This window comes from Pirellulaceae bacterium, from assembly GCA_029243025.1.
GTDB lineage: Bacteria > Planctomycetota > Planctomycetia > Pirellulales > Pirellulaceae.
This window is the reverse complement of record JAQWSU010000045.1, coordinates 769,252-793,687: the sequence shown is the minus strand read 5'-3', so window position 1 is coordinate 793,687 and position 24,436 is coordinate 769,252. Positions and strand designations below refer to the sequence as shown.

Below are 24,436 nucleotides of genomic sequence, written 5' to 3'. Positions count from 1 at the left end.
CAATTCGTGTGTTGCTCCGTCGTAGTCGACGCTGAGGGTTGCCCTCTGTTTTGACCTGACCACACTTCCATGGCTGACGCCATGTTTGACAGGATTGAGGTCGCAGGAGACAATCTGACCTTTCACGTAAGAACAGGCGACTGATGCATGACTTGGGTCCATCTTCATTTAGCTCTGAATCACATCCCGGTTCTGGGAACGCTTTTTGTCGGGATACTCTTTGTCATAGCGTTCGCGAAGCGAAGTCCGGAATTAACGCGGTTGAGCCTAATTGCCTTCGTGACTTTGACGGTGATCTCAATTCCGATTAAATTCACCGGCGATTTTGCCTATGAATCGATGGCAGAGGCGGACTGGATGCCCGCCGACATTGCCCAGGCTCATGAGCAGGCAGCCGATCAAGCGACATCCGCGATCTTTCTGTTGGGACTCGCGTCGATGCTGGGCCTTTATCTTGGTCGAGGTAGTCGGCGTCTTCCCGTTTGGTCGCTTGTTGTGACCTCTGTGCTGACCGTGATTACCTTTGTTCTGATGGCGAGAGCTGCCAACCTCGGAGGACAACTTCGTCACGAAGAGATTCGACCGGTGACGATTCGAGAGAAGAGGCTAGGTCTGGACTGGCAGCCATTTGTTTCCTAGCCCTTAGAGGGTTGAATGGTTCGCATCGCAATGATTCATTGCCGTTCAGCGTGAGGGGTTGCGGTGTCCAATGGGAAAATCATAGCAGTCAAAATCAAATCATGACTAGCGTTTGCGGATGGTTCGGCACCAAAGGAGTAATCGGGACCACTCATAATCTGTTTTTCTCTCGTTTCGTTGCCTGCCAATCTGGCTCCTTGGCTGTATTCGAGTGCCGCTGGAAGGGCAACGTTCGACGGGGCTGTTCTGCCCCATGAAATGAGTGGAACAGTTGATCAAAATCTACATTAGATTGTAGCTTTCAGTGAATGTAGCGGCTGACGTTGGTGATGCAGGATCGCTGTCTGCCTGGGATTGGTACCTGAACTTAAAAGCATTCGATGCCAAGCTGCGGCTGCAATATTGAGCGAATCAATTTCGCGTGACGAAGTTTTAGGCTTTGAATCCGGTTCGGTTTGACAAGACTTAGGCTTGCGGTGAGACTGATGCGACTACAAGTGGTTTGAAATCCGTCATCAAGAATCTGGAAATGGCTGGCAATAAGGGGATTTATGCACCGTAATTTTGAGGGCGAGGATTTTCGGTCAGCCGTATTTCCGGCAGAAATCGAGGAAATACGTCGTCGTCGTCGTGAAGCGAACGATCAACGGAAATTGCCAGAAGACGCAGGCGAAACAGGGCCCAGCGCAGACCTCGATCTTACCGGACTGGCATTTTCGGGAGGCGGTATACGCGCTGCTTCGTTCAGTTTGGGCGTTACTCAATTCTTGATCAAACGCGGACTTTTCAAATATGTTGATTATCTCTCCACCGTGTCAGGTGGCGGTTATACGGGGGCGTGTTTGAGTGCATTGATGGCGGAGGGTCATGGTGGCGAGCAGTTACTAGTGCATCGCGACGGTGTGGAAGAGCCGCCAGCATTGAATCATCTTCGGAATAACAGCAATTTCTTGGTTCCCGGAGGATTGTTTAATGGTGTCCGCATGCCATCGCTCTTCATGATCGGTGTATTGCAAACATTCTTGATGTTGTTGCCGTTGATCATCTTGTTAGTGTTTATAACGGAAGTGTTTTTTGAAGTAACCGAGTGGATGTCGTTACCTATGCCGAGCTTTATGCTCGCGTTACTTGGTGTAGCGCCGCTTATCTTGACCGTGTTTTTGCGGCCAGTCCGGCAGTTGCGCCGGTTGAACTGGGAACAACGCGATCGGGCTGACCGACGGGCCGGAGCCTGTTTGGTCTTTGCCGTTTTCTCATTGTTAGCTCTGCCTGTTCTGGGAGGGCTTGAGTTTCTGATCGATAATAACTCGACGGCCGTATTCAATAGCATTCGCCATTGGCTTCAGACTCATATCGGGCTTGGCTATCGTAGCTGGTTATTTTGGGTGGTTGTGGTGGTTGTGATAAGCTTCGTTTTCGGTGCGGTTCGTTATCGGCGCACGGTGCTACTTTGGGCATGTGGGATTCTCGCACCGTTGACGTTGTTAGCCGTTTTCATGTTTTGTTGTGTTTTTGTCGTGAATTCACCTCAGATCGACAGGAACGTCTTGACCGAATATCGGGCTGCCTTGGCACGATATGCAGCGACTGGGGACACAACGGCTCTCGATAAGATCGTAAGTGAGATCTTGACGCGTAAACAGCAACGGTTTGAAGACTATCGGATTGACTATGCGGCCATCGATCCTGACCAAATTCAAACGACGGCTTTGAAACTGTACCGAGTATCTGCGCCCCAAACAGAATGGTGGAATCGTTCGCCCATCTTGCGGCGATTGACAACGCGTCGAAGCGAGCAGCTCACCATTGAGTTGCGGCCCGACCGCAAAAGTGAGGCTTGGATACCCGAGTTGTCAATTCTGCGATTTCGGACCGAGTGGGATATTTATCTCGCCGCTTGTGTGTTGTGGCTCTTCAATTACTTGTTCGTTAATGTGAACCGGACATCACTCCATCCTTTTTACCGGGATCGTTTGAGTCGGACTTTCTTAATTCGGGGTGGCGACGATGGTCTCGAGTCGGCCGATTCCTTGCGGCTTAGCCAGCTTGGCGGGGAGCATAGTACGGCTCCCTATCATCTGGTTAATACGGCATTGAATCTGCAAGGAAGTCGAGATCCACAGCTTCGCCAACGCAAGACGGTTCCATTCTTGCTGTCGAAAAGATATAGCGGGAGCGAATACACAAGTTATTGTCAAACTCAACAAATGGAACAAGTTGATAACAATCTTGATTTAGGGAGTGCGATGGCTATTTCTGCTGCTGCCGCTGGACCGATGATGGGTGCCAAAACGGTGCGGTCCATTACCTTTTTCCTGGCAATGCTCAATGTCCGTTTAGCCTATTGGTTACCTAGTCCGCGACGTCTGCATGGAGCGACTTGGACCGATTGGCTTGTGCAACGAAATCCGGGACTGTTTTCCCTTCTGTCCGAAGCTTGCGGTGTTGTCAGTGATCGAGGTCGATTTGTGAATTGTTCTGATGGAGGGCATATTGAAAACTTGGGAGTCTATGAATTGCTGAAACGAAGGTGTCGAACGATTATCTGTGTCGACGGAAGCGCCGATCCCAATTTCGAATTCTTCGACTTAACCACTCTGCAACGCTATGCGAGTATCGACTTGGACGTTCGAATTGAAATTGATCTAGCGGATATCTTGCCTGACAAGCATGGCGTTTCGAAAAAACACTTTGCGATCGGGAACATTACCTATCGAGACGGTAAGCAGGGCACGTTGATCTATCTCAAACTCTCCTACACAGGTGACGAGCCTGAATACATTCGATTCTATAAGCGAAAAGTAAACGCCTTTCCTCATGAGTCGACTGCCGATCAATTTTTTGACGAGACGCGATTTGAAGTCTACCGAGAGTTAGGTTTTCACGTGGCGGCTTCCGCGCTCGCTGATGCAGAGAAGCAAAGTCAGTTCAACGGGACGATTGATAAGAGGTCCTGATAGGGTCATCACCATCAGCGATGATGGATCGCTCAAGCTGGAAGGGATCCCCCGTGACGCTCTTGGCCTGGTGCACGTCGCATGCTTGACCGGATTTGTTAAACCGGATCGGAGTGCCAGATTTGCTTGGCAGAAGTGGCACCGCTGATCGTATGCCAAATACATCGACGCTGCCCGCTGGATCGTACCCCCGCTGGGGAAATTGGCATGAGGTAGGTCATGCGGTTACCGCATCTTTGCGAGACAGCTGGTTTTGGGACGGCTCGATCTGGAAGCTGCGATCTGGGGATTTGGGATGCCGACAGCGACGGAACTGATCAGTTGAGAAAATTCAATCAGGTAACGAATTGGTGATCTGGAAATGGCCTCAATAATCGATCGAAAGTGATTGCAAATCTCACCACGCTTTGTTCCCGCTTCTGACCGAAATCGTTTTGAATATCCGCTCGAGAAAGATCAGCGACTAGGTGGCGAGTTCGATCGCCCCAACTGTCAAGCGACCATCTGACTTCAGTCGGGAAACGAAAGCGGAGGCTGTCAGCCGCTAGCAGATTGGAAGCGCGTTCTTCGCTTGGCATTGGCTCACAGCTGACGGTGCAGTGGCTCGGCGACGAGTGGTGAACTGCTATTTTAAGTCGATTTGTGAGCCGTTTTCAGGCTGGAACGCCGGCTTGTTGCGGCTGCTGATGGGGGCTTTCAGCTGCGTCGTTTTTTCGAAAATCCGACCCGGGGTCGCGTTGCATTAATCGTCGGTCGAAACGCGCCTTACGCTTCTATCGAAAATTCCGGTCTTTTCGTGGTGAACTTTGCCGGCTCACCCGTAGTATTCACCCATGTGGAAACATAAGGTGATCGATCTCGCTATGAAATCCGTAGGATTCTACCCCCGAAATTGATCCAAAGGCGTAGACTCGATAGAACGGTCTTCATACGGTCGTTTCCTTAACAACGAAGGTCAATTGTCAGAGGAAGATCAGAAGAGGGTAACGAGAATGTTTGACTTACACGAGTATGGAATCGACGTCGACAAAGTGTTGCGAAATGTTTCTCCGGCTGAGCTGTATCAAGAGTCACTACGCTATGAAAAGGGTGCGACCCTGTCTGATACGGGAGCGTTAATAGCCTATTCCGGTGACAAAACCGGGCGGTCACCCAAAGACAAGCGAGTCGTACGTCATCCTGATTCGGCCGATGACGTATGGTGGGGGCCGATCAATATTGGTCTCGACGAAAATGTGTTTTACGTCAATCGAGAACGGGCGATCGATTATTTGAACACCCGTGAACGGCTCTATGTCGTCGATGCTTTTGCCGGTTGGGATCCGGCGTACCGTTTAAAAGTGCGTGTCATTTGTGCCCGTCCCTATCATGCACTCTTTATGCACAATATGTTGATTCGCCCGACCCGCGAAGAATTAGAAGATTTTGGTGAGCCGGACTGTGTGATCTTGAACTCCGGTGCTTTCCCCGCCAATCGTTACACGGAAAGCATGACGTCCAAGACGAGTGTCGATTTAAGCCTTGAACGTCGTGAGGTTGTGATTTTGGGCACTCAATATGCCGGCGAAATGAAAAAAGCTGTTTTTACGCTTGCCAATTATCTCATGCCGAAACAGGACGTATTGCCGATGCACTGTTCGGCGACTGCTAATCCGAAGACCGGTGAATCGTCGATATTGTTCGGACTTTCAGGGACTGGGAAGACGACACTCTCAGCAGATCCCAATCGTCAATTGATTGGTGATGACGAGCACTGTTGGACCGACAGCGGGATTTTTAATATCGAAGGAGGCTGCTACGCGAAAGCCATCTATCTAACCTGCGAAGCCGAACCTGATATTTTTGACGCGCTCAAGTACGGTGCGGTTCTAGAGAATGTCGTTTATGACGAGGCGGATCACCACGTTGATTTTGCCAACTCAAGCATCACCGAGAATACCCGCGGATCCTATCCGATTGAATTTATTTCAAATGCGCGAATTCCCTGTATGGCCGATCATCCCACGGATATCGTGTTTTTGACTTGTGATGCATTCGGGGTCTTGCCGCCTGTCAGTCGGCTGACTCCCGAACAGGCTGAATACCACTTCATCAGCGGGTACACGGCGAAAGTCGCCGGTACAGAAGTAGGTGTGACTGAACCTGAGGCGACTTTTTCGCCTTGCTTTGGCGGACCATTTCTCGTTTGGCATCCAGGCAAATATGCTGAATTGTTGTCGAAAAAAATCGTGAAAAGTAACGCCAATGTCTGGTTAATCAACACCGGCTGGAGCGGAGGTTCTCATGGCGTTGGTGAGCGAATTAAGCTTGCCTACACACGCGCAATTGTTAATGCAGTGCATTGCGGCGACCTGTCTAATGCTCCTGTTGAACGTGAGCCCTTCTTTGGGCTGGATGTCGTGAAGAAATGTCCAGGTGTCCCGGATGAAATCCTCGTTCCTCGTAACACTTGGGCGGATTCAGAGGCCTACGACCAAGTCGCAGCTAAGCTTGCCCGTTTGTTCCATGAGAATTTTAAGACCTACTCGGAAGGAGTCAGTGCGGCAGTGCGAGCTGCCGGACCTCGTTCCCCGCAGGTTGTCTCGTAGTTTTAACTATTGGGTAACCCTTCACCTCGGTGGATGGTTACCGCCCCCAAGACAGATGGTAAAGCGATCTTCCAAAATTATTGGAAGATCGCTTTTTTTGGGCCCGATTCATCTCGGTCGATTCTAGACCCTGTCAGCTCTGCTCGCGGTGTAACGCATACGTTGGGAGCGATTCTGTCCAGCTCTTGATCGAGCTAACGCGTAAGCGTTGCGATCGCTGGTAAACATGCTAACCGGATTTCATTATTTTTTTTTCTTGCTTGCGCGTGAGCGGTTTCGAATGGTTGGCCACCAAATTGCGATGACATCCAAGTGCTGACGTAAACCTGTCAAAAAAAATGTCTCGACTCGCTTGTGTTTTCATGAAGCGCTTTGACGATTCGCTGATTGCCGTTTAGGTTAATGGAGTTCAGTTACTTTGGTTATCTTTTGATTCAGGTACAAAATATGCTCGTCGAAATGTTCTCGTTTGGAAAGCACGACAAGCAACCGCTGCATGGAATTAGTTGGTCGCTCGTGATTTTCGGTTTTTTTTCAATCCTGTCACTCGAAGTGAAATCTGCTGAATTCAGCGACTATCAATGGGATGTCGTGAATTCAAGTGCAGCGTGGACACCGCGAGCCGGACTGCAAGTGGTCGAACTGAACGACCAGTTTTATCTAATGGGCGGACGCACTCCATTAAACCCCGTCGATGTTCCTGTATTTGGGGCGAGTAATCTGTGGGGCGATGTTTGGAAGAGTGATGACCGAGGTGCGAGTTGGCAGGAAATCTTAGCAACCGATAATGCGGGACATTGGTCAGCCCGTGCTTACTTTCAGAGCGTCACCAAGGGTGACGAGATGTATGTTTTGGGCGGTCAGAATTTTAACATCATTGATAATCCTGCTCCCTTTGGTCCACCGCAAATCCCGAGCTCAGAATTTTTTAACGATGTCTGGAGTAGTTCAGACGGAATTAACTGGACTGCGAAAACGATGGATTCAGGTTGGGCGGGTCGCGCCGGATTGAGCAGCATTGTGTTCCGGGATGAGATTTATGTGCTGGGCGGTTCGACCAATGATGATGCGGCCATCGTCGGACCTCAGGGGCCTCCAAGGATCTATTTCAATGATGTCTGGAAATCTAGCAACGACGGCGCTGATTGGCAGCAAGTGACTGACGCGGCTCCTTGGATGCCCCGTGCTGGGGCCGCCGTGGTCGTAAAAGATGACTTTATTTATTTGCTCGGAGGAGAGGACGGATTTACTTGTGACTCGGGCCCCCGTTGTCCACCGTATTTTAACGACGTCTGGAGAACACAAGATGGCGAAAGCTGGGAACTCGTGACAGAATCTGCCGGGTGGCCGGCTCGGCCTGGACACCAAGCCGTACTTCTGGAAGACGAGATCGTCGTCTTCGGCGGTTTCGGACTCAGCGTGGACCCGACCGATCCATTCAAGCCTGCTAATCCAATGGATATGTGGAGTAGTCCGAATGGCGTTACCTGGGAAATGCTTGAACAGGAATCCTGGAATGCAAGCTCGCCAGGAGATGTCAAGTACGACTTTGACGCGCTTGTTGCTTCAACAGCGGACGGGCAGGATGCCATTTACTCCTTCGGTGGCGATCGGGAGACCTTCAACCCGGTTGATCCAGTCAACTATCTCAACGTCGACAATGACGTTTGGAGTTTTTCACTGGTGCCGGAGCCATCCTCCCTCAGCTTGTTGTGGATTGGACTGTTGGTAGGTTGCCAAGCTTTGCGGCGACATCGGTGAGATGACCCACTGTCCGACAGCAACGATCCCTCTCACCAAGCTGTTCGCTGCGGTTACTTTCCAGAACTAACCGGTCGGAGATCGGTTTGTGTTGCCTTGATCCAATCGACTTCTAGTTCGAACGGACCGGGCTTCTTGTCACCGAGGAAGAGACCAATACCGACTACCGTGCGGGGATCGAGTTGCCGGCCCGGTAAGACTCTACCGAATGAAGTGGCCACGAACTTGTCGAGGGGAAGCCTTACGATCATCCACTCGTCCGGCTTCGTCTGGAAGCTCGCGCGATAAGAAAAAGCCATTCTTCGTTGGGGCGTGTAGAGACTCATACTGTATTTGCGACCGTCTCCACGAACCTTTGCGACGATTGTATCGCCTGTCACCAAACCCAAACGTCCTCCCCGGCTTCGGACGGAAGCGAATCCGCCGTTGTTTTCGAGTGACAGGTTACCGTAAAACTCAAACTGTTGTTGATCGTTGATTTTGAAGCGACCGTCCGAGCGTCCTCCCATGACGGTATCGTTTACTGCTCGCCACCTGGATGCCGAATCAGGGCGATCAAAAGTGAACAGCATGCGATCGCCTGCAAAGACGACGGTTGGGAGACAGAGAACGGTGCTGAGGATGAGCAATGCAGATTTCATGGGAAGCTCACTGTGTTGGTTTTGTTTGAAGGCGATCGGATAGGAGATGTTTGGGGCGAAGGGTCTGGCTCGCCTCACGTCTTGGTAGGCCTTCGAGTCCGCCGTATTGGTCTCCCAATATCGATCTTCCTGCGATCACAGTCCGCGAAAGCGCCACGGCATGATATGCGCGAAACCCAGTTTGAGCACCCGTCGCGGCAAGAAAATGCGAATTTAATTGTTGCGCGCACTGCTGGTGTTGAGATTTTTCCTGATTCCTAGTGAAGATGGTGTCGGTCTGTCTCGCCTTCTGGAGCAGTCGGGGGGCGCGGCGCGAACGGTGCGATGGATTCGGATGGGAGGTGTGCTTTGGTTGATTGCTCGGTACGAACTGAGCATGTTGCTCGACGGCTCACTGAGAGGGAGCCAGTGACCGCTGGCGGCTAGGGCGGGTGCTCAAGGGTGTCTAACGGGGCTGGATTCGAACTGCGGTTTGGGAAGTTGCCCGACGTGGACGATCATTTTGGCGGAGTCGACTGGCGTTTTGATGTTGCGTCCTTCAGCTTTTCTTTTCGAGCGATGATGCGCGTTGCGGCGGTTGGTTGTCCGGAACGCGCCCAGCGGCCCCATACTTGGAGATATTCTGGAATGGTGATCTGACCATTTTCGTTTGTATCCAAGGCAGAGAAAACCTGATTGGCAAGTTTCGGATCGGACAATTGATCTATTGTCCGGTTGACAAATTCGGCTCGGTCAACGAGACCGTCTTTGCTGTGGTCCATGCCCTGAATCAGGGATTTGGCTTCGTCGGTGATGATTCGATTTAAGACATATTCGTCTCTTGTGACGAAGTCATCGGCGTTTTCATCCGCAGCCTGAAAGATGCCGGCTCTTGCTCGGGGCGTTAGATATTGGCCCTGCTCAACGTATTCTCGTTTTGAGTGTTTTCCGTCCTGATTGGGGTCTGTTCGATTGAAGAGATTTTCGTAGCTGGCAATTTGTTTGGATGAGGTTCCATGCTCGAGCTGGGCACCGAGATGCTTAAGAATCTCCGTTACGGATGTGTCACTGACTTGAAGCGACTGAATCTTTCTTGTTTTAGATTCGTCTGCCTTGCCGGAAGGCGTGATGAGCCATGTTGCTGTAACTGCCAGAGATAACCAGAATCGCGAAGCATTTTTGGGGGACATCAATCAGTTCCTCGTCGGTTAGCGGGCAGGAGAAGCCGGATTTTACCAAACCCCTGATCGGATTGTTGGATTTGAGCCAGTCTCGTGCTGCTCAATGGCGACGCGATTCGCAAAAGGGAGCAGCTCGCCCACGATGGAAGCCCTCCAGTGTTCTTTGCTTTACGCTCTCACGACCGGTCGATCTCATGGTCATGAGGTTTATGTTTGCTGTTAGACAGGGACTATTTACTCAATAGATCGTCGAGGAATTCGGCATGCCCAGGCATCTGCTTAACCAGTTTGTGATTGTTCGTCTTGATGCGATCGAGCAGCTGGCAAACAGATTCGAAATTTGAGAAGTTGGCTCGTGCGTGGTGACGTTTTGGCAGTCGCTGATTTCCGGCATAAATGTAATAAAAATTCATTTCTCGAAACACAGGATGCGCGGATTCAAGAATCATAGCGGTTTCATCATATCGTTGAAGTCGATCGGCCAGCGAAGTCGGGATGGGCACGTCGCGGGCAGCTGACCAAAACGGTGAATCGTTGCGCCGTGAAAGGAGGTAGTGTAACAACACAAAGTCTCGAGTTTCCTCGTAGGCTTCCTCAAGCCGATCGTTAAAGAGCTGTCGCAATGTTTCATGACAGTTTTGATCTGGAAAGCAGTCAAGCAGTACCTCCAGCGCTCGCTGAACCAAAAATATTCCTGTCGATTCGAGAGGTTCAATAAATCCAGAGGATAGGCCGATGGAAACACAGTTCGACTTCCAAAAGGTTTTACGGCGACCGACTCGCATGGGTAGGTGCCGAACGGAGGACTCGGCACGATCCGGCAATCCGGTGAATTCAAGTAATTCATGCGTCGCGGCAGTTTCTGAGAGGTGAGCATTGGAGTAAACATATCCGCAACCTACTCGATTCTGCAGTGGAATTCGCCAGATCCAACCCGCGGACGCTGCGGTTGCCTGAGTATAGGGAGGCATCTGCGGGTCGACGGGAAGAGAGACCACGGCAGCTCGATCACAAAGCAGCGTTTCCGACCAGTCGACGTAAGGGTCTTGCAGGCCTTGCTCGATCAGTAGCCCTCTGCTTCCGGTGCAATCCAGGTAGAGGTCAGCTTGAACCATTCGACCATCTGTTAGTTCAACGCCCTTGATCCAGCCATTGTCATTTGTCTCGACTTGCTGCACGTCTGCCGAAACATGCCGAACGCCGTGCTTTGTTGCAATCGATTGCAGGTAGTTTGCAAAGGCAGCGGCGTCGAGATGAAAAGCATAGTTTTGAACAATGGGATTGCCGCCGATTGTTCGATGTACTTTCCCTGCTTCCGCCAGCAAAGCCTGCAGGGAATAAGCAGCATACTCCTCTTGATTTTGAGTTTCGCGTTTACGTTTCAGCCAGAAATGAAATAGATCAAGGTTGTCCAACTGACCGCCGCAGAGGCCAAAAGGATGCCAATAGCGGTGATCCTCGTGTAACCAATCGATGAACTCAATACCAAGCTTATAAGTTGCTTGGCACCGTCGCATGAATTCATCTTCATTGAGATCAAGGACTTTCAGGAAGTCGACAATTGCAGGAATGGTGGCTTCACCTACACCGACAGTCGGCACATTCGGTGACTCGATCAATGCGACTTGGCAGTTGGTCAGACGCCGCAAGTAGGTAGCGCTCATCCAGCCAGCCGTTCCACCACCGATGATCAGGATTCGATCGATTGGGGCAGGCGAGGAATTAGAGTGTTCGTTCAAGAGATGACACTCGTTGATCGTGATGGTTGGTGAAGGCGGCCGAAAAAGTCTGATCGAAACTGGAAAGTCGAGATGTCCTCATTATCAGCGAGTCGATAGCCTCTTGAAAGCTCGTTTCACGCCAAACGAGCGATTGAATTCCATGGTGCGTCGGGATCTAAGGAGTTTCGGTGAGTTGAGTTCGATCACGAACGCCACGCAACCAACGGAAAAAAGCGAGCCAATCGTTTTTACGAGGCGACTTGGTGCCGTTGGCGCGAAATAGCAATAGGGTTGTATCGTCCTGGCTCAAATTTCCTGGGTGTTGGGCAGCCACCTGCCGCAAGATTTGGGGAATCAGTTGGGAGGGTTGCGTTGGATCCAGCTGATTCACAATTTTCAGTAGTCCGTCAGCTCCCAACAAATTACCGGATTTGTCGAGCGATTCTGTCAGCGCATCGCTGGCACAAAGTACCATGTCCTCTGGGAAAAGCTTGGTTTCGAATTGCGAATAATCTGCATCCTGAAAGATACCGAGAGGGGTGTCTGCCATGCGACCTTGGCCTTTGACCACCTGGGCCAACTCTTCAGCCGAAGACCAGCTTCCTGCCTGTTCACGAAAAAGATAGGGGACCGGATTTCCCGCATTGCAAAACTGTAAGAATTGTGTCGGTGCAAAAAATGTGCAAACGAGTGCTGTTGCGAAGATTTCGAAGTCAGGTCCCACTGGGAATTGCTGATTCATTTCACGAACGAAACGACTTTGATTAATCAAATTGACGTTTCGCCGCATCAGATCACGGAGTCCAGTCGCCACGCCCGCGACGGCCTGGCCGTGCCCGCTGACATCGGCTACCAGGAGACGGGTGATGCGACCTGAAAGGCAAGAGGATACATAATAAACGTCGCCTCCGCGGGCGTCTTGCTTATAGGGTTGACTGTAAACCCAAACTTCGAGTCCTGGAACTGTGAAGCTCCGATCTACTGGAGCGTTGCCTCCCCAGATTTCCATGCATTGCATGCGATCCGTTGAGCTTGGGGTATGAGGAAGTTGATCTGACACGCTGCGAGTCCACTTAGGTCGGTCATGAAATGTACCCCTTTAAAGATCGCCGAGTACGAGCTTGTCGTCAACGATCGTGTCTACTTTATTGCGAAGGTGATCGACACCAATCCGATTTCAAAGCAGGACTCACAATGCCATGGGGGCTGAAACGCGTTTGGCGAGTTTCTTTCTTGCGTCCCGGTCAAGCGGGGATTCGTGAAATGACAGCGGGAAGCAAAACAGATCGTGGGTTATTTTTGGATCTCAATCTGTCGGGAGATTGGTATGATGTTCGCCAAGTTTTGCGTCAATTGAGTATTGTTCCGCGGGCGCTGGATTTTTTTATCTGTATTTTTTCTCGGTAATAACCAGCCGTCGTTGCTATTTGTGAGGCAAGCAGCAGGCTCGTGATGGTAAGTCGATTTTTCGTGCCTGGCGGCGGTGGTTGCAGTAATTGTTGGTACAACGACAGGGTTCCCCGTCGGATACGTTTCTGCACGGAATCCTTGGTGATTCGATGAAACAGAAAAGATCCGCGACCATAATTAAAGTGTTGCCTCAGGAATTTTCTAAACGATAACCAATGGGAATGCTTTACCGTCGCGTCAGGCGCATAGACGAATTGGTTCCCCTGCTTTATCCAGCGATTGCAAAATTCTCGATCCTCAGCCGCCGCGATCGGAAATGATTTGTCGAATCCTCCCATTTGCTCAAACAGTTTGCGTGGAATTGCCAAATTATTTGATGTGAAGAATAGTGGCTTTGCGGAACCTGAGTTGTCGTCGTTGTAGTAGTTGTAGATGCGATCGATGATCAGTTGGCTTGTCGCTGAGTAAAGGTTGTCGGTTAAGGCGTTGTTTGTTTTGCCGCCGATTCCACTGTCGGGGCTCAATCGAAACATATCCGCAATATTTTTCAACCAGTTGACGTCTGGTTCGCAGTCATCATCGATGAATGCTAAGTATTCCGCTTGTGAATGCGATGCGCCGAAGTTGCGCGCCGTGGCTGGTCCAGATGGGCTTTGTGTTAGCAGGCGAATATTGAGTCTTTTCTGAAATCGTGCAGCAACTTCAGACAACGGTGCCTTGCTGCCATCGTCAACAATGATGACATCGAAGTGGTCGGTTGGGTAATTCAGATCAGGAAATGCTGCGAGGCATGTGGCCAGTTGGAGCGGACGATCACGTGTTGGGACCACGATTGAAAATGTGGGTACGGTCGATTGCACAGTAGAAGTCGCCAATGTGATGTTACCTTGTATCGCGAAATATTTTGTGTCGTTGTTTTCTAGCAAGGTAAGTTGGCAACGTGTGGTGGTTGCAATCCCCAAAACAACGACGCAGTCCTGGATTAGTATACTGGTTTTTCATAACCGTTGCGGGGGATATTCATTTCCAGCCGATCGGATGATCCGTTGGCGAATCGACAGGCGCTAGCGGCTTCGAAGCCGGTTGGAAATAGATTGTCGCAGTTCCATCCATTTCAAATTGATGTGTGTGTGTACCCAACGATAGTGATGAATTCGCTTGATGTGTCGAAAGTACCGGTGGAATGCGTCATGGATTTTCCACATAACTTGTTGCCAGGTCGGAACAGTGCGACGTTCGCCCATGGTCCGATAATTGAGCTGATTTAATAACTCTCCGGCCAGGTATTCACTACGTTGTTGTTCCATGACGGACATTCCCTTTATCCATTTGTCGCTGTTATGGCTTGCGATACTCTCGGAATTCCCAAGTGATTCTTTGGCGTATTTTTTGCGGGGGGCGCCAAGAGGAAGACTCGTGTGCAGTCTCGTAGCTTTTAATAGGTCATCGCTGTACTGTTCGTTAATGAACTCGCAAATTTGTTTGAGATTTTTCGGCGGATCATCCAAGAGGGCTTCGTATTGGATTTCAAGGTAGTTCTCCTTGGGTAAGTTGGCGCCGTCGTGGCAGCCAATCTCAACGGAGCGTTTCCAGCTTTCGATAGAAGCATAAAGATTCTCGCTTCCAAGCGGGTGTCGAAGCCAGGATAGGGCGACATCCCGACCATCACGATAGATGTGGATAAATTTTCCGTCTGGAAATATTGTTTGCAGCGTTGGAAGTTCCGTTACGTACTGAGGTGTCTTGTCACCCCATCGTGGCTTGGAATCTTTCGAGGCCCAATCCTGAAAAAGCATATTGACTATCTCTCGGAAACTGCGGCACGGTGCCAATGTTTCAGGGGTGATCGAGAGTTGCCAGCGCTGGACCCAAATAAGGTTTAGTATACGTTTTGCTAAGCGAATCGCTTCTTGATCAGTTTGGGGATCTCCAAACTGACGATAAAACTTAGGGATGAAGTGTGACTCGGCCGGAAAGGAAAGGCGGGGATGCGATCTGAGCAGATCCCGCAGAAGCGTGGTGCCACTGCGCGGATGACCAACGATGAAGATTGGAGCTTCGGTCATTTGCTTTGTCGTAATTTACAAGTCTGGTAATTTAGGGTTGTCGTGACACGTAGCAAACTCAGGAATAACTTCAAGCAGTTGCAAAGGGTGTGGTGACCCTTGTAACGTCGTGTGTTTTCTTTTCAAGGCAGTGGCAAGGAACGTGTTGGGTGCGGTGGTTAGCGTCATCTTGTGCAGGTTGCGTGGCCTGCTCATCATTGCGACTTCTTGGAATGAATACCACCCTTTCCTGTTCAACGTTATAGTCTCTATCCTAATTGACTCCGATGATTTTACGACTCAGGAACAACCGATCCGGACTTGTTCACTCGGTCTTCAACTTGCACACGATCTCGAATGGGAAAAGTCATGTTGCTGGCTCGATACGGGAACCGTGATCAAATCGTGACAATCGTTAAGAGCGTTAATTATCGGCGGCCAGCGGACTCCCTTAGTGGCGTTTATCCGCCGAGATCGTCATGGTAAAGTATTTGAATCGTTTTTAGTCGTAGGTTGCGCCCCGGTTGGGGAAGCCTCCTCTCCATTCCGTTCACAACGCGATGGTAGTAAGTTTTCATCTTGATAAGAGTCTTTGCATTGGTCGTAGTGAGCAACAGGAACGCATGGGGTGATCTGGTCGCAGGTGATCTGGTCGCAGGTGATCGGTAGATTCTGGCGTCTAAATGCGGTCCAGCCGGTTTCATCCGGATATAATCGCGATGCAGTGACTCGCTCGGAAAAAAGCTCTTGGAGTTGCCATGTCGTGTAGACGTCTCATCATCGCAAACTTTTTGATGATGTCACTCGGGGGTGCGGTCGACGCTGATTCAACCCAGTACGAACGCGACATCCGACCTTTATTGACGGAGAAGTGTGGTTCGTGCCACGGCGCTTTACGACAAGAGGCAGGTTTGCGACTGGATCACGGCCAGCTACTGCGTCGCGGTGGTGACGAGGGTGTTGTCATCGATCAGCAGAGTCCTTCGGACAGTCGATTGTTGCAGCGGGTGACGACGAAGGATCTGGAGCTGCGGATGCCTCCTAGCGACGAAGGCGCGCCTCTCTCAGAGCAGCAAGTGAATTTGCTATCGGCTTGGATTGCTGCGGGAGCTCCCTCGCCGGAAGATGAAGTGATCCCGATCGGACCGGATCAGCACTGGGCCTGGCAAACGCTTCAACGCCCTGCTCTCCCTTCGAGACAGGACCGATTTGATTTACCAAATCCGATTGATTCATTTGTGGCTGCGAAGCATGCGGAACATGATCTTGATGCGTATCCTCTTGCTGATAAGGCTACACGTTTGCGTCGCTTGTACTTGGGTCTGACAGGACTTCCACCCACGCTTGCTCAGCAACGACGTTACTTGGGTAATTCAGCTCCTGCAGCGTGGTCAAACTTAGTCGATGAATTGCTTCAACATCCGACCTACGGTGAACGTTGGGCCAGGCATTGGATGGACGTCTGGCGTTATAGTGATTGGGATGGATATAAAGACCAGCTGAGAGGCAGTCAACGTCACATCTGGCGTTGGCGAGATTGGATCATCGAATCTCTGAATCGAGACAAAGGGTACGATCAGATGATCGTCGAAATGTTGGCGGGCGACGAGTTGGCCCCCGATAACGACGAGGTTCTGCGCGCCACGGGGTTTCTTGCCCGCAACTACCACAAAAGCAATCGCAATATTTGGCTGGATGCCACGGTCGAGCACACCGCAAAAGCTTTCTTGGCGATGACAATCAATTGTGCTCGTTGTCACGATCACAAGTACGATCCTTTGCAGCAACGAGAATACTATGCTTTTCGCGCCATTTTCGAACCGCATGAGGTTCGTGTTGATCGCTTGGAGGGTCAGCCTGATATCCAACTTGATGGATTGGTTCGCGCGTTTGACGCAAAACCTGAGGCGCCTACTTATTTGTATGTTGCTGGAAACGAAAAACATGTCGACAAAACTCATTCCATCATCGCCGCTGTGCCACAGGTCTTCGGATTGCCGTTGGAAGTGGAACCCGTTGAATTGCCCGTCTTTGCCAGGCATCCTTCCTTGCGTCCCTTTGTAGAGCGAGAAGAATTGGCCGTTGCCCAACAAGCAGTTGCTGAAACTCGGCAACAATTGTTGTCGGCCGAAGGCGCGGTAGCTGACGATGGCAAAGCGAAGGAGTTAGTTGATGCGTTCGATCTGGAGATCGCTCGCTTAGCGGTGGCGGCTGCCGAGGCCGAGCTGGATGCTTTGAAGGCTCGATGGGAGGCTGACAAGTCTCAATATCTTGCGCTGGCAAAAACTGGAGATGTTGCTGGAAAGCAATGGGCCGCTTTGGCTGCTGAACAGCAGGCCAATCTAGCGACGACACGCCTTGGGCTAAAACAGAAAAACAAAGCCCTAATGGCTGCAGAACAAATTAAGGATCCAACCAAGAAGCAAGATTCGGTTGACAAGGCGAAGAAAGAAGTTGAGTTGGCACAAAAGCAACATGATCAAGCTCTCAAAGATCCCGAAAAAAATGCTGAATACACCTCGGTCGGTGAGGTCTACCCACGGTTAAGTTCGGGGCGACGTTTGGCCCTCGCTCGCTGGATTACTCGGCCTGATAATCCTCTCGCCGCTCGAGTTGCGGTCAATTACGTCTGGATGCATCATTTGGGTAAGCCGCTGGTCGCCAATGTGTTCGACTTTGGTTTACGGTCGCCTGAACCCGTTTATCGGGATTTGCTGGATTGGCTGGCGGTTGAATTGATTGAGTCCGATTGGAGTCTCAAGCATCTTCACCGGCTGATCGTTACTTCTCGAACCTATCAGTTGGCGAGTACGCAAAATGCGAGTACCGATTGGCAGACAAATGAACGAGTTGATCCAGATAATCGGTTTCTTTGGCGTGGAAATGTCAGACGTTTGGAAGCGGAAGTGATACGCGATAGTTTGTTCTTTGTGGCCGGTAATCTGGATCGTCAACATGGCGGTCCAGAGATCGATTTTTCTAAGGGCGAAACGGTGCGCCGTCGGAGTATTTATTTTCGACATGCGTATGAGAAACAAATGACGATGTTGGTGCTGTTCGATGCGGCAGCACCCACGGAGTGCTACCAACGCAGTCCTAGTATCATTCCTCAGCAAGCGCTGGCACTTTCAAACAGTCCACTCTCCTTTGATCAAGCTCGTTCGCTGGCCTCGCATTTAACTCGAGCGTTGACGGTTGCTGGGACGGGTGATGATCGGTCCTTTGTGGAAGCAGCTTTTCAACTACTATTGGGTCGTGAAGGCCGTAAGGATGAGTTGCAAGTGTGTGACGAATTTCTCAGGCAACAAACGCAGCTGCTGAGGGAAGAGCAATCCCTGACGCTGCTCGTGGGTGAGAGCCGTAGTCAGACGAGTGCGTCAGCGAGTGCCGCACAACGGGCAAGAGAGAACCTGATCCACACTCTGATGAATCATAATGACTTTGTGACGTTGCGATGATGATCGTTGATTGCATTTACGAGGGCCTTTCTCATGTACGAACCGATTGAATCGCTTACTCGTCGTCGGTTTCTTTCCGAAATGGGATTGGGGTTTGGCAGCGTTGCCTTGGCAACGATGTTAGAGTGTGAGGCCAACGGTGCCCCATTGGTCACTCCATTGCCAAAAGCCAAAAATGTGATCTGGTTGTTTATGATTGGCGGTGCCAGTCATCTGGAAACATTTGATCCCAAGCCGGCGCTCAGTAAGTTTGCGGGCAAGACGATCGAAGAGACGCCGCTGGCCGGCGTGCTGAATTCGCCGTTTCTTGAAAATGAGCGAGTGGTGGCGTTTGATCCAAATAACGGTTTCATTCGCAACGAGATTTATCCATTGCAAGTTGGTTTTCGAAGACGCGGTGAGAGCGGTTTAGAGGTTAGCGATTGGTTGCCGCAGCTCGGTGATTCGGCGGATGATCTTTGCCTGATTCGATCGATGTGGACCGAGGATAGCAATCATGGTGCACAACTGCAATTTCACACGGGGCGACATCGGGTTGATGGTTTTTTCCCCTCGCTTGGAGCTTGGGCAAATTATGGGCTTGGCTCACTGAATGACAATTTGCCCACCTTTGTTGTGATGGGAACGCCTGTGGCTGATTGTTGTGGTGGGCGCGAGTGTCACCGCGCAAATTATCTGGGACCGCAGTATGACGGTGTTCCACTTAAGATCGATTCCGCAAATCCCTTGCCCTATGCTCGCCCTGTTGAGGGTGTGTACCAGGAAGAACAGGCCGGCGAATTCGAGTTGCTACGCAAGCTCAATCAGTTGGCCGTTGCCCAGTATCCGGATGACGATGCGTTGCGTGCTCGAGTTCGATCTTACGAACTGGCGTACCGGATGCAAACTGCTGTGCCAGAGGTGGTTCGTTTCGACCAGGAAACGGCAGCGACGAAGAGACTTTATGGAATTGGCCAGCAACCAACGGAGACTTTTGGGCGTCAGATGCTGACCGCAAGGAGACTTGTCGAACGAGGTGTCCGCTTTGTCCAGGTTTACCATGGTAGCAATGGTGGAGCGGGTCAATGGGATAGTCATAAAGGACTGCGAGCAGGACATGCAAAACTTTGTCGACAAATCGATCAGCCAATTTCCGGTCTGCTAAAAGATTTGAAGCAGCGGGGGCTTTTGGATGAAACGCTGGTGGTTTGGGCCACCGAATTTGGACGCACGCCCGGGTCGCAACATGGTAACGGTCGCGATCACCACCCCTATGGTTTTTCGATTTGGATGGCTGGCGGCGGGATTCGTGGCGGGATGGTTCATGGCGCAACCGATGAACTTGGATTTCATGCAGTGGAAAATCGACATTATGTGACCGATGTCCACGCGACGGTTCTCCATCAACTGGGACTGAATCCACGGAAGCTGGTGGTGCCAGGTCGCAAGCGACTTGAAAAAGAGTTCGGTCACGTTATTCGAGAGATTCTGATTTGATGCTGCTGATCTGTAGTGCCTGCATTTGACACTCGGTGTTCTGACATAGCGTTTTGGATTCCAAGACCGCGTCACTTGCCGCTGAGAGATGTTTCGTGACTCAACGTGATTTCAAGCTGCGATGGGTTCCGACGTGATTAAAAATGCGTCAGCTCACATCCCCGACGAACATGGTAGGTCAACAGCACGCTCGGCTGCTTGCCATGAATTTGCATGATTCGCTTATAGAGATCGATTTCGTTTGGCCATGGGTACGAATAGACTAAATCGAAATGGTCGAGTTTTAAGCCCAACTTCCCATAAGCGTCGGCAAGGTCGATGATTGTTTTTCTCTGCTCGTGGTTCGCTTCGGATTGATGGCGGAATTCATCTGGAACAAAGCTGCCCTGTGCGAATGTTGCTGTGGAACCATAAGCGTTCGCCAGACGGTCTGAATGTTCCAACAATTCCTGCTCCGCTTCAATCCCATATGCTTCAAAACCCATTCGGCTTGCCATGATGGTGGCGATTCCAAGGCCAGAGCCCCACTCCAATACCGTGACTGCGCTATTTCTGAGTTGTTGCAAAGCGGTAAAGATCGCCGAGTAATCTGCACTGACGTAAGCGTGGAAGCCGGGAGATTCTTGGTGTTTGTCCCAGAGTTTTTCGGCATCGGACCATAAGTCGGCAAACTCATTCAGTAAAATCGCGTCATGCGAATCGTGACTGATGTTGGCCGATCTCGATTGATTTTGTTTTTCGTTCAAGTACTTAGGGTTCCATGAAGCTGTGTGTTTCCATACGTGATTTTTCCACGTGCTGAATTGTCCAAAGTCGAATGAGTGTAGCTTCTACCCGCCAGATCGGAAACACGAGTCGAGGCTGGCCTTTGCGGTGGCGATGCAAGCGGAAGGCTGCGTGGCGGGTTGAACTTTTAGGAGCGAGGACGAGCAATCACGCTTCGCTGCATCTTCAGACGCTGCGAAGGGGGTTCCAAAACATCACCCTGCGCCGGACGGAAGATTACATTGTTTTGAGGTAATTTTGATAAGGTTGAGTCAAAGTAGTTCAACAGCCGATTTGCCTTCAAAAGACCCTGGTTCCGGTAAGTTACTGGCATTTGGAACTCGATGCGTGGGTGCTCATCCGTGTTGAGTAACGCCTGCTCCTTTGCCGTCCAATCGCCAATGTAGAGGCGGAAAATACCGGGAACGTTTTCCAGATAGGGGTCAAAGTCGGGCGACTGGCGATTCGCGTCCGGTAAGGTCGCAAGACGCTGTTGAATCTCAGCGCCGGATAAGGAAAGTGGCTGCTTCGAGCCGACTAAGGCGACCATGCCTTGAGATACTCGTCCCCACCAAAGGCTCGTGTGAGGAAAGACACTCGCGAAAGTGTTGGCAATCATTTCAAACTCGGTGGGACCCAGCTGGTACAGTCCAACCCATTGGCAATAGATCCCATCATCATTTAGATGAGCGAGCGCGGTTTCGTAATGCTCACGCGTGTACAAGTAACCGGTCTGACTTTGCCAAGGAACGAACAAATCCGAGACGATTAAGTCGAACGACTGCGGGGCGGATCTCAGGTAATGTCGGGCATCATCAATATGCAATTGAGTTCGCGGATCCTGCAGCAGATTCCGATTCCACTCTCCAAACATTTTGCTGGCCTCGGCCACCTCCGGGATTAATTCGACAACATCAATCTGTTCCACTTCTGGATGATGCACGGCAGCTGCGGCAGTCAAACCAGTTCCCAATCCCAGAAACAGTACTCTTTGAGGCGAAGGGTGCAGTAGCAACGGCAGATTGCCTTGACGGTATTCGCGATTTCGACTTGGACCCGTATCACCGTGTTGGTAATGGATGTTCTCGCGCAGAACCAGAAAACGTGGACCTTGAGTTGAGGCGATGACATCGATCAGTCCGTAAGGGCTTTCCCAGGATCGAACGACTTTGGCCGGTATCCCTTCGCCGAGGGTCGGTGCCGAATGTCCCGTGTAGGTGCCCCAGGCAATGCTGACAATGACGAGACTGGCTGCGATGAGCAGTTGATTTAGCTGTTTGAGGAGCAAAAAGCAGGCAGGTGTCGCCGCGATCGTGGCAAGGATAGCGACAGTCGTCCACAGCCCAAAAATTGGCAATAGCATGAAACTCGCGACCAGTGCCCCGGCAGCAGCAAAAATCGTGTTGACCGCCGCCATGTTGCCGACGCTCCGACCTGGACTGTCGTTGGATGCTTGGGCGGCTGCTTTCCAACAGAGGGGCAACAGGGTGCCTAAGGCGATGATGGGAGCCAAAACGACGTACGCAACCACAAATAAAGCACCCACAATGTGCTGGAAAAAGGTTTCACCGTAATCGAAGAACTCCAAGCCTGTGGCGCGCACAAAGATTACCGGTGATACTCCCACGAGTCCTGCGCCGATTGCGCTCGACCAGCCCGCCATCGTCGCGGCTGAATACCAAGCTTGTAACTTTGCCACGAGAAATGATCCGAGTGCTAAGGCCGCGAGAAATATGGCGATCACGGCTCCAAAAGTGTACGAACTATTGTGGAACACGAGGGCAAACATCCGGACATACGCGACTTGTAGACCCATCGTTACGAAACCCGATAGTGCCGCAATGCCATACCAGTGCCACGGCTCCCACTTCCTATCAGCAATCGGTGGACTGGCCTGGCGATTTTCTGAACGCGATGAGTTCACATCGGCTGTTTGGCTTCCTGCGTCATACCGAGAGAGTAAAAGTGCCATGATGCCGCACAGGGTTGATAGTCCCGCTGCGACACGACTACTGTTGACGACACCTGCCCAAGCCAGAAGCAGATAGGTGCCGGAGATGACACCTGCTAAGGCACCGGTGGTGTTGAGACCGTAAGCGAAACTGACGCGCCCCGGGTTTAGTTTTCGCCGTGGTGACATGTATTCCGACATGAAAGGGAGCGTGGCTCCTAAAGCTGTCGTTGCCGGCAACAACAACAGAAAACAAACGATCGCGCGAATGGCAAGAGCAGAAAGTGCTGACGACTGAATTTGTGATTGGATGGATGGATGATCGAACAGTTGAATTGCGAGTGGTAGCAATAAGGCCCAGATGGCGGCCACCAATTCGGCCACCGCGTATCCGACGAGCGGTTGGATTCTTCCTGCTAAACGAGCCGCGGCCAGGTAGCCCAGCGTCATCCCTGCGAAGAAGCTGGCCAAGGTGATCGAAGCCGCGTGCACGGTGTGCCCAAAATAAATGCCGATCTGCCGAGACCAGGAAATCTCGTAAATCAGCGCGGCGGCACCGGAGAGGAAAAAGACGCTTAAAACGGCGAGCTGACCGTGTTTATCCCGAGAATTATGTGGCAATGCACTCGTCCTCAATTAAATAGGAGTTACCTGTCTATTCTCTTTTCGGACGTGAGTCGGTGAATTAACGACAAAAAAAGGGCCGCTAGATTCTAGCGACCCTTTGTATGAAATCTATTGATGCTTCAAGCCGGTTACTTCTGGCGTCGTCGAAGCATACCGAATAGCGGGATCAAACCCATGGCGATCAGGCCAAAGCTGCCGGGCTCGGGAACGATCTCGATGAATGCCAGCTTTTGGTTCTTCCCGAGGTCATCACCGGGGTTTGGCGACAGACGAAGGTAACCTTCCGTGACGGAGTACGAGAACGAGTATTCGTCGAAGTTGTCTTGGCCATCGATATCTTCGAGGATTAACGCTTCAGCGCCACCAGAAACCGAAAGATCATTGATTTGGTCGGTGTGGTTGGGATCGCCAGCAACGAGAAGAACACTGTAATCGCCATTTGGCAGGTCGATTTGCCAGCTGTTGTTGTCACCTTTGATCATGTGATTCACCGTGTCATAACGCTCATCAGGCGATGCTTCGTTGTTACGATTACGGTTTTGAGCCTGCGGATCGGGTTCGCCTGCACCGTTGAACCAACCGTAAGTATGACCGTTGCCTCGATCGCCATAGGCCGAACCATCGTCGCCGAGGTAACCAGTGAATTCTGGGTAGGCAGCGGTATCTAGACTCGCGTCAGGTCCCCAGCTGATTTTTGTCTGAGCCGCGGCCGGAACGGTCACGCCTGCGACCAGTACTGCTGCGACAAAAAGCGTCAAGCGTTGCATAATGAAGAACTCCTGTTTTGTTGGGACACCCAGTTGCAATTCAAAAAAAAAAGGCACCCAACCCAAACACATCCGATCGCCGACGCAATGGTCGCCAATGGATAAAGTGTTCGCGTTGAATGCCTTCGTTAGCGTTTCCTTTTTTGATCGTTTTTCTTGTTGCACAGCTTCGGTGCAGCAAGCCGAGAATACCGAACGGTGTCACCCTCTTCAACTAAGTTTTTCTAAATGACCAAGGAAAAGTGAAAAAATCGCGAACGGTGTTTCAGTTTCTTGGCGCCAAGCTTGGATTTTCAATGTTTGATCATTAACCGTTCTGAACAAACCACGTTTCAACGGGTGTTACCATGGATGCCTCGCTGTTTGATTCCCTCGAATTTGGAAGGTTCGTTGGCTTGATCATTCCGGAGAGCTTGATCGTTGTCGGGATGAAGTGATTGATCACTCAACGCTCTTCTTTCTAACTCCGA

The 24,436-nt window shown here is 51.0% G+C and carries 16 protein-coding genes; 7 read left to right on the top strand and 9 right to left on the bottom strand.

Going from position 1 to position 24,436, the window contains the following annotated elements:
* The first annotated feature begins 147 nt into the window (after positions 1 to 147).
* From P8N76_21925 to P8N76_21910, 4 genes are all read left to right on the top strand, one after another.
* Positions 148 to 639 carry a hypothetical protein gene (locus P8N76_21925; GenBank protein MDG2384343.1) on the top strand — a complete coding sequence of 164 codons (492 nt, stop codon included), beginning with the start codon at positions 148 to 150 and terminating at the stop codon, positions 637 to 639.
* A 551-nt stretch (positions 640 to 1,190) separates the two neighbouring features.
* A complete protein-coding gene (locus P8N76_21920) occupies positions 1,191 to 3,596 on the top strand; it encodes a patatin-like phospholipase family protein (protein MDG2384342.1) in 2,406 nt (801 codons plus the stop codon).
* Positions 3,597 to 4,588: 992 nt separating this feature from the next.
* Positions 4,589 to 6,184: a phosphoenolpyruvate carboxykinase (ATP) gene (gene pckA, locus P8N76_21915; GenBank protein ID MDG2384341.1), complete on the top strand. Its 1,596-nt coding sequence runs from the start codon at positions 4,589 to 4,591 to the stop codon at positions 6,182 to 6,184.
* Positions 6,185 to 6,571: 387 nt separating this feature from the next.
* Entirely contained in the window at positions 6,572 to 7,945 is a 1,374-nt protein-coding gene (locus P8N76_21910; protein ID MDG2384340.1) for a hypothetical protein, read from the top strand.
* A gap of 53 nt (positions 7,946 to 7,998) precedes the next feature.
* On the opposite strand, the gene P8N76_21905 is transcribed toward P8N76_21910, so the two are convergent.
* The 4 genes from P8N76_21905 to P8N76_21890 form a co-directional block, all read right to left on the bottom strand.
* The gene (locus P8N76_21905; GenBank protein ID MDG2384339.1) at positions 7,999 to 8,586 is read right to left on the bottom strand and encodes a CIA30 family protein; all 588 of its coding nucleotides are present in this window, start codon (positions 8,584 to 8,586) and stop codon (positions 7,999 to 8,001) included.
* Positions 8,587 to 9,083: 497 nt separating this feature from the next.
* A complete protein-coding gene (locus P8N76_21900; protein ID MDG2384338.1) occupies positions 9,084 to 9,755 on the bottom strand; it encodes a hypothetical protein in 672 nt (223 codons plus the stop codon).
* 221 nt (positions 9,756 to 9,976) lie between these two features.
* Positions 9,977 to 11,485 (bottom strand): tryptophan 7-halogenase, encoded by a 1,509-nt coding sequence (locus tag P8N76_21895; GenBank protein MDG2384337.1) that lies wholly within the window; start codon positions 11,483 to 11,485, stop codon positions 9,977 to 9,979.
* A gap of 157 nt (positions 11,486 to 11,642) precedes the next feature.
* On the bottom strand, positions 11,643 to 12,527 hold the full coding sequence (locus tag P8N76_21890) for a PP2C family protein-serine/threonine phosphatase (GenBank protein MDG2384336.1): 885 nt from the start codon (positions 12,525 to 12,527) through the stop codon (positions 11,643 to 11,645).
* 24 nt (positions 12,528 to 12,551) lie between these two features.
* On the opposite strand from P8N76_21890, the gene P8N76_21885 reads away from it, so the two are divergent.
* Positions 12,552 to 12,677, top strand: coding sequence for a hypothetical protein (locus tag P8N76_21885; GenBank protein MDG2384335.1), 126 nt, complete (start codon positions 12,552 to 12,554; stop codon positions 12,675 to 12,677).
* Positions 12,678 to 12,816: 139 nt separating this feature from the next.
* Here P8N76_21885 and P8N76_21880 read toward each other — a convergent pair whose 3' ends face one another.
* Together P8N76_21880 and P8N76_21875 are read right to left on the bottom strand one after the other, a co-directional pair.
* Positions 12,817 to 13,752: a glycosyltransferase gene (locus tag P8N76_21880; protein MDG2384334.1), complete on the bottom strand. Its 936-nt coding sequence runs from the start codon at positions 13,750 to 13,752 to the stop codon at positions 12,817 to 12,819.
* 189 nt (positions 13,753 to 13,941) lie between these two features.
* The gene (locus P8N76_21875) at positions 13,942 to 14,943 is read right to left on the bottom strand and encodes a sulfotransferase (protein MDG2384333.1); all 1,002 of its coding nucleotides are present in this window, start codon (positions 14,941 to 14,943) and stop codon (positions 13,942 to 13,944) included.
* A 737-nt stretch (positions 14,944 to 15,680) separates the two neighbouring features.
* Between P8N76_21875 and P8N76_21870 the strand changes: the two genes are divergently transcribed.
* Positions 15,681 to 18,380, top strand: coding sequence for a DUF1553 domain-containing protein (locus tag P8N76_21870; GenBank protein ID MDG2384332.1), 2,700 nt, complete (start codon positions 15,681 to 15,683; stop codon positions 18,378 to 18,380).
* 33 nt (positions 18,381 to 18,413) lie between these two features.
* Complete coding sequence (locus P8N76_21865) at positions 18,414 to 19,856, top strand: DUF1501 domain-containing protein (GenBank protein MDG2384331.1); 1,443 nt, start codon at positions 18,414 to 18,416, stop codon at positions 19,854 to 19,856.
* Positions 19,857 to 19,993: 137 nt separating this feature from the next.
* On the opposite strand, the gene P8N76_21860 is transcribed toward P8N76_21865, so the two are convergent.
* The 3 genes from P8N76_21860 to P8N76_21850 form a co-directional block, all read right to left on the bottom strand.
* Positions 19,994 to 20,602, bottom strand: a complete 609-nt coding sequence (locus P8N76_21860) for a class I SAM-dependent methyltransferase (protein ID MDG2384330.1) — start codon at positions 20,600 to 20,602, stop codon at positions 19,994 to 19,996.
* 167 nt (positions 20,603 to 20,769) lie between these two features.
* Complete coding sequence (locus P8N76_21855) at positions 20,770 to 23,193, bottom strand: fused MFS/spermidine synthase (GenBank protein MDG2384329.1); 2,424 nt, start codon at positions 23,191 to 23,193, stop codon at positions 20,770 to 20,772.
* 134 nt (positions 23,194 to 23,327) lie between these two features.
* Positions 23,328 to 23,966 (bottom strand): PEP-CTERM sorting domain-containing protein, encoded by a 639-nt coding sequence (locus P8N76_21850; protein ID MDG2384328.1) that lies wholly within the window; start codon positions 23,964 to 23,966, stop codon positions 23,328 to 23,330.
* Positions 23,967 to 24,436 lie beyond the last annotated feature (470 nt).